This is a genomic window from Streptomyces sp. NPDC059452, assembly GCF_042750035.1.
In the GTDB taxonomy this organism is placed as follows: Bacteria; Actinomycetota; Actinomycetes; order Streptomycetales; family Streptomycetaceae; genus Streptomyces.
The window spans coordinates 219,494-226,183 of record NZ_JBHYVE010000010.1 but is presented as its reverse complement, the minus strand read 5'-3'; the positions used below and the strand labels follow the sequence as shown (position 1 = coordinate 226,183).

The 6,690-nt window shown below is 72.1% G+C and carries 7 protein-coding genes; 3 read left to right on the top strand and 4 right to left on the bottom strand.

Translation table 11 applies throughout. From position 1 onward, the window contains the following. Positions 1–982, top strand: a 982-nt coding sequence (locus tag ACFW9Z_RS16285; RefSeq protein ID WP_384640448.1) for a collagen binding domain-containing protein, incomplete at its 5' end; no start/stop codon positions are given. Positions 983–1,118: 136 nt separating this feature from the next. Here ACFW9Z_RS16285 and ACFW9Z_RS16280 read toward each other — a convergent pair. From ACFW9Z_RS16280 to ACFW9Z_RS16270, 3 genes are read right to left on the bottom strand one after another with little or no spacing between them, the layout of a single operon-like run. Further along, the gene (locus ACFW9Z_RS16280; protein ID WP_384640445.1) at positions 1,119–1,265 is read right to left on the bottom strand and encodes a hypothetical protein; all 147 of its coding nucleotides are present in this window, start codon (positions 1,263–1,265) and stop codon (positions 1,119–1,121) included. Positions 1,266–1,315: 50 nt separating this feature from the next. After that, on the bottom strand, positions 1,316–2,386 hold the full coding sequence (locus tag ACFW9Z_RS16275) for an NAD(P)H-dependent flavin oxidoreductase (RefSeq protein WP_384640443.1): 1,071 nt from the start codon (positions 2,384–2,386) through the stop codon (positions 1,316–1,318). Further along, positions 2,383–3,078 (bottom strand): flavodoxin family protein, encoded by a 696-nt coding sequence (locus tag ACFW9Z_RS16270; protein WP_384640440.1) that lies wholly within the window; start codon positions 3,076–3,078, stop codon positions 2,383–2,385. The genes ACFW9Z_RS16275 and ACFW9Z_RS16270 overlap by 4 nt, the downstream gene beginning before the upstream one ends. Positions 3,079–3,190: 112 nt before the next feature. Between ACFW9Z_RS16270 and ACFW9Z_RS16265 the strand changes: the two genes are divergently transcribed. Beyond that, on the top strand, positions 3,191–3,796 hold the full coding sequence (locus ACFW9Z_RS16265) for a TetR/AcrR family transcriptional regulator (protein WP_384640437.1): 606 nt from the start codon (positions 3,191–3,193) through the stop codon (positions 3,794–3,796). A gap of 136 nt (positions 3,797–3,932) precedes the next feature. Here the strand turns inward: ACFW9Z_RS16265 and ACFW9Z_RS16260 are convergent, their stop codons facing one another. Then, positions 3,933–5,348, bottom strand: a complete 1,416-nt coding sequence (locus ACFW9Z_RS16260) for an LPXTG cell wall anchor domain-containing protein (RefSeq protein ID WP_384640435.1) — start codon at positions 5,346–5,348, stop codon at positions 3,933–3,935. Positions 5,349–5,770: 422 nt separating this feature from the next. Between ACFW9Z_RS16260 and ACFW9Z_RS16255 the strand changes: the two genes are divergently transcribed. Further along, on the top strand, positions 5,771–6,679 hold the full coding sequence (locus ACFW9Z_RS16255; protein WP_384640567.1) for an LLM class F420-dependent oxidoreductase: 909 nt from the start codon (positions 5,771–5,773) through the stop codon (positions 6,677–6,679). Positions 6,680–6,690 lie beyond the last annotated feature (11 nt).

Below are 6,690 nucleotides of genomic sequence, written 5' to 3'. Positions count from 1 at the left end.
GTGCACGACTGATGCGGAGGGTGTGTGTTCCCGGACGGTGGAGACGGGGACGTATTACTGGCAGGAGACGGCGGCTCCGGATGGGTATGAGCTGCCTGATCCGGCTGTGTTCGGTCCGTTGGTGTTGACGGAGGAGAACGCGGAGGATGGTGTTTCGGTCTCTGCCGCGAACACGCGTACGCCGGTTGATCCGACGACGGGTGTGGTGGAGGTGGTGAAGACGGACTCGGAGTCGGGTGCGGTGTTGCCGGGGGCGTCGTTCCAGTTGTGGGAGGAGACGAACGGGGTTCCGGGTCTTCAGACGGGTGGTGCTGATCCTGACACGTCGGTCGGTGCTTCGTGCACGACTGATGCGGAGGGTGTGTGTTCCCGGACGGTGGAGACGGGGACGTATTACTGGCAGGAGACGGCGGCTCCGGATGGGTATGAGCTGCCTGATCCGGCTGTGTTCGGTCCGTTGGTGTTGACCGAGGAGAACGCGGACGATGGTGTTTCGGTCTCCGCCGCCAACACCCGTACGCCGGTTCCGCCGGGCACCGGCACCGTCAAGCTGCTCAAGACCGATGCCGACAGCGGCCGGCCGCTCCCGGGCGCGACGTTCGAGCTGTGGGAAGAGACCAACGGGCGTGAAGGCCTCCAGACAGGCGGCAGTGACCCCGACACCCGTATCGGAGCCGCCTGCACCACGAACGGCGCGGGCCGGTGCTCCTTCGGTGACCTGGACCACGGCACGTACTACCTGCGGGAGACCGGCGTACCGGATGGCTACGTCCTGCCCGGCGACCCGGTCGCGGGACCGTACGTCGTCAGCGGCGACCAGGAGGTCGTGATCGCGCGGATCGCCAACAGCCGCGAGGACAAGCCCTGTGAGGACACGGGCTACGGCTACGGCTACGGCTACGGCTATGGATACGGCTACGGAGACGGGGACGACGCGTACGGTTCGTGTCCCGACCGTAAGAGGCACGCCGGGGCCGCCTGACCGCCGTCGGCCCTGCGGTCCGGCTTCGAGTCCGGCGTACCCGGACATGAGCACGATCCCGCGACCGGTGCCACCCCTCCAGGTGGCACCGGTCGCGGCGCGAGCAGGGAGAACCCCCGTGCCGAAGGGACACCGGCTACGGCACAACCGACCAGGCCCCCGGCCTTGTACCCGTCATGACCAGGTCCACGACGCGATAGGACAGGGCCGAGTAGTCCTTGCGCCAGTCCAGCGTCCCGGACTCGATCCGCACGGTGAACACCGGGCGGCCGACGACCAGCACGCGGAGGTCCGCCCGGAGGCGCCGGGGCCGCGGTCCGCAGGGGAGGGGGTTCAGCTCGTCCCGGGGGTGGGCGACTGGCCTGTGAGTGTGGCCAGGTAGGCCTTCGCCGTCAGGGCGGGCCGGGTGAGCGGTGCGGACTGGCCTGCCCAGAGGGCTGCCAGGTCCGGGCGGTTCTGGGCTGCCGCCGCGGCCCGGACCGGTTGCATCAGGAGGCTCTGGAGCGGGTACGGCGCGACCGCCTCCTCGTGCGCCGCCATCTCCCGTACGAAACGGTTCGGGATGCCCCGGGCCGGGCGGCCCGAGTAGAGGCGGGTGAGCACCGTCGTACGGGCCTCGGCGCTGTGCAGGGCCCGCTTGTGGACGGCGGGTGCGCCGGACTCCTCCGTGGCGAGGAACCCCGTACCGACCTGTACGGCGTCGGCTCCCAGTGCCAGCGCGGCGGTCACGCCCCGGGCGTCCGCGATGCCGCCCGCCGCGACCACCGGCACCGCTACCGCGTCGGCGACCTGCGGCACCAGCGAGAACGTTCCCACCAGCGACTCCGTCACCGGCCGCAGGAACGCACCCCGGTGCCCGCCCGCGTCACTTCCCGAGGCCACGACCACGTCCACGCCCGCCGCCTCCAGCGCCACCGCCTCGTCCACCGTGGTCGCCGTCCCGAACAGCACGATGCCGCGCCGCCGCGCCTCCTCGACCACGCGGACGGGCGGCACGCCCATCACGAAGCTGATGACGGGCGGGGCCGCCGCGAGCAGGGCGTCCACCTGGTCGTCGAAAGCGGGATGCTCCGGCGCGGACGCGCTTGTTTCCAGGGCCAGTTCGGCTGCGTACGGGCGCAGTCTTTCGGCGTTCTGCGCCAACTCGCTTGCGTGGAAGGAGAATCGCTCGCCCTCCTGCGGGACCCAGAGGTTCACCGCGAAGGGGCGGGCCGTTGCCGCGCGCAGCTTCCCGACCACCTCCGTGATCGCGTCGGGCGCCATGATGTGTGCCCCGTACGAGCCCAGTCCGCCCGCCTCGCTGACCGCCGCCGCCAGTGCGACGGTGGAAAGGCCGCCGCCGAACGGGCCCTGAATGATGGGGTGTTGGAGGCCCAGCAGCTCGCCGATCCGCCCGGCGCTCATGCCGCGGCCAGACGTGCGGCGGCCTCGCGGCCGTGGGCGAGGTGGAGTGCGGTGCGCGCCACCCGGGCGCCGAGGTGGTGGGCCGTACGGAGGTCGGACTCGCCGGGCGCCCGGTCGGGGCCGAGGTCGGAGGGGGACTGGGCCATGGCGCCCAAGAAGCCGCCCAGGCGGTTGAGTTCGTCCGGGGTGCCGGTGGAGGTGTAGGCCCAGCCGGGCAGCAGTCCGAGGGAGACCCAGTGCATGCCGTGCTGTCCGGCCAGGACGGCCAGGGAGAGCAGCGCGTTGTCCTTGTTCCCGTTGAGACCTGCGGAGTTGGTGAAGCCTGCCGCCAACTTGTCCTGCCAGCCGCGTGCCGCCCAGACCGCACCGCTGGCCTCGGCGAACTGCTGGAAGACGGCGGAGGTCGCGCCCATGTAGGTCGGTGAGCCGAAGATGATCGCGTCGGCCGCCTCCAGGGCCGCCCAGAGGCCGGCGTCGAGCGTGGTCACATCCCGTAGATCCGCTGCCGCCCCGGTTACGGAGGTGACGCCCTCCGCCACCGCCGCCGCCTGGCGGGCCGTGTGCCCGTAGCCGCTGTGGTAGGCGATGGCGACGGAGACGGAGGCGGAGGCGGAGGTGGAGGCGGAGGCGGTGACCGGGGGCTCGGTGGGTGAGAGGGAGGGCTTGGGCCTGGGTGTGGAGTGTTCGGGCATGGGGGCTCCAGGGCTGACGGCGGGCTGGTCCCGCCACCTGTGGAGACTGTAGACGACCGGTCAACTAAAAAGGACCCCCCTTCGGTAGTTGACCGGACGTATACTCGCTGCCATGGGACGTACCAGCACCGCGAAGGAACGACTGGTCGGCGCGGCGGAGGAGCTGATGCGCGGGCGCGGTTACGGCAGCCTCGGCGTCGCCGAGATCTGTGCCAGGGCGGACGTCAGGAAGGGCAGCTTCTACCACTTCTTCGCGTCCAAGCAGGCCCTGACAGTGGCGGTGGTCGATGCCTACTGGGATGCCCAGCGCGCTTGTTGGCAGGGGGAGTTGGGCGGTGGTGGCCCCGCCCTGGACCGGCTGGAGCGGCTGCTGGCCGCGATGGCGGGGGTCCAGCGGCGGACCAAGGAGGAGTCGGGTGCCGTCGAGGGCTGCATGCTGGGGAACCTCGCCCTGGAGCTGAGCACCCAGGAGCCGGACGTGCGGGCCCGGCTGGAGGAGGTCTTCGACGAGCAGATCCGCCTGGTGGAGGCTGTGCTCACGGACGCGGCGGGGGAGGGGAGCATTCCCGCCGGGCGCGCCACCACGGAGGCGGCCCAGGCGGTGATCTCGCAGTTGGAGGGGGCGGTCCTCCTGGCCAAGCTCAAGAACGACCCCGCCGTCCTGGACGCGCTGTGGCCTCATACGTTGCTGCTGCTTCAGGCGGGGGAGCGGGCGTAGGGACCGCTCGGCGGCAGGAGGTCATAGGGGCCGCTCGGTGGCAGGCCGTGGGGCCTGCTCGGAAACGGAGGAGGGGGCCCACCGCAGCACACGCGGTCGGGCCCCCTCCCCTCCCCCCCGGGGAACGCCTCAGGCCTCAGGCGTCGGCGCCCGCCTTGCGGCGGCGTACGACGAACATCGCGCCCGCGCCGAGCAGCACGGCCGCGCCGCCCGCGAGGGCGATCTGCGTCGTGGCGTCGGACGAGCCGGTCGCGGCGAGGGTGCCGCCCGTGGTGGCGACCGGGACGCTCGAACCCGAACCCTGCGGGGTGACACCGGAGCCCGCGGCCGGGGTGGTCGCGGTGGGGGTGGGCGACGGCTTGGCGGCGGGCTCGGCCGCCGCCTTGATGTCGAACTCGTACAGGACGTCGTCGGGCGCGAAGCCGCAGGCGCCGTCCTCGTTGAAGTAGCCACCTGTGATCAAGGTCAGGCCCTGCCCGGCCGGGGCCTTGGCGTCGACGTCCAGGCGCAGCTTGATGTCCGCCTGGGCGCCGGGCTTCAGCGCGCCGACGGCGTCGAAGTAGCTGTCGTTGTCGGCGTCCTTCCACTCCGGTGACGCCTTGGTCGACCACTTCAGCTTCAGGTACTTGCCGATGTCCTTGAGGCCGGCCTTGTCGTCCCCGTGGACACCCGCGTACGTGAGGACCTCGTCCAGTTCCTTGTCGGTGCCGTTGGTCACCCGGACCGAGAAGGTGGTCCTGGTGCCTGCGGTGACCGAGGAGGGGAAGCCGGTCGCGACCGTGGTGAGGCGGGGTTCGTCCACGCACGTCCTGTCGCCGCCCTGGTCCTCCTCCTCCTTGGCGCGGGCCAGCGCCGCGTCGGCGGCCGTCTTGGCGTCCAGCGCGTCCTTCACGGCCGCCTTCACCGCGTCGTACGTCTTGTTCGCCTCGACCCGCGCGTCCTCGGCGAGCTTCCCGGCGGCCTTGGCGTCGGCGTCGGCGGTGGACTTGGCCGTCTCCGCCGCCTTTGCGGCCGTCTCGGCCTCGGCGAGGGTCTTCTCCGCGGCGGTCCTCTCCTCCTCGGTGGCCTCCTCGGTCAGCGCGTCGAGCGCGGCCTTGGCGTCCGTGACCGCCTTGTCGGCGGTGGTCTTCGCCACGGCGGCGTCGTCCGCGGCCTTCTGGGCGGCCTTGGCCGCCACCGTGAGGGGCGCGGTGTCGGAGAGGGCTTCCTCCAGCACCTTGTACGCGATCCTCTCGGCCGCGACGGCGTCGTCGTACGCCTTCTGCGCGTCGGCCGCCGCCTTTTCGAGCTCCTTGAGGGTCGGCTTGCCCTGCGCCTCCTTCTCGGCCTGAGCCTGCCCGGCCTCCGTCTGCGAAGCCGCCCGCGAGTCCGTCTGCGGTACCGGCCGGGCGTTCGGCTCGGTGGTCGGCTCGGTGGCCGGCTCAGCGTTCGGCTCGGCGGCCGGCTGGGTGACCGGCTTGGTGTCGGCGAAGGCCGGGGTGACGGAGAGCATGACGGCAGGCGTCGTCACCGCGACGGCGACGGCCGTGGCGAGAGTGCGGCGAATCTTCACATGGGCCCTTTGGTCCGGAGCAACGAATGAGGGCGGCCGCCCCTGCGACCCCTGCGGCACAGCACGACGCCGGTGGTGCGCAGGGTGTCAGTGGTGCGGGACACACGGGCGGCCTGGGGCGATGTTATGGCGAAAGTCCGGACATCCGGTCGGTTTTTCCTTGGCGAAGCGGCCGGGGAGACGGTGCCGTGAAGGGATATACGGCAGGAAAAGGGGCAGTTGCTCTCTCCCGCTGTGCTTTTCCTGTGATCAAGACCATGGGGCCCCTTGTCTGATGACCCGTCAGGTATGACGATGGCGGCCGTCACCCGGGACGGCGGGGATCGCCCCGGGCCGGGTCGGAGGAGAAGGAGGCCGCCGTGCCGCCACCGCAACCGCTACCCCCACCGCTCCCGTCGCCCGACGGGCCGCTGTCGTACGGAATGCAGCTCCCGGTCCAGTCGCAGAGTGCCCTCTACGCCGAACCCTGGGAGGCGGCGGCGACCCCCGCCGACCTCGTCCGCGTCGCCCGGGCGGCCGACCGGGGCGGCTTCGCCTACATCGCGAGCTGCGATCACATCGCCATCCCGCGCCGGCTCGCGGAGGGGATGAGCACGGTCTGGTACGACCCCGTCGCCACGCTCGCGTTCCTCGCCGGGGTCACCGAGCGCGTGCGCCTGATGAGCCATGTCGCCGTCGTCGGGCTGCGCCACCCGCTGATCACCGCCAAGCAGTACGCCACCCTCGACCACCTCAGCGGCGGCCGACTGATCCTGGGCGTCGGGGCCGGGCACGTACGGGAGGAGTTCGAGGCGGTCGGGGCGGACTTCGACGGGCGCGGGGGTGTGCTGGACGAGAGCATCGACGCGCTGCGGGCGGCGCTCGGGCCGGAGGAGTACCCGGAGTTCGCGGGGGAGCGGTTCTCCTTCGGCGGGCTGGGCCAACTGCCGCGCCCCGCCCAGGAACGGGTGCCGCTCTGGGTGGGCGGCTCCTCGCCCGCCGCCGTGCGCCGGGCCGCCGTGCGGGGGGACGGCTGGCTCCCGCAGGGCGACCCCCGCGACCGGCTGCCCGCGCAGATCGCCCGGGTGCGGGCCCTGCGGGCGGAGGCGGGGGTGGCGGAGCCGATCGTGATCGGCGCGATCACCGAACCGCTGTACGTCGGTGAGCCCGGGTGGCCCGTCGGGCGGCGGACCCTCGCCGGAAAGCCGGAGGAGCTGGCTGAGTCGCTGCGGGAGTACGCGGCCATCGGGGTGCACCAGATCCAGGTGCGGTTCCGGAGCCGGAGCGGGGACGAACTGACCGATCAGATGGCGGCGTTCGGTGCGGACGTGGCCCCGCACCTGGCCGGGTGAGGGAGGGGTGG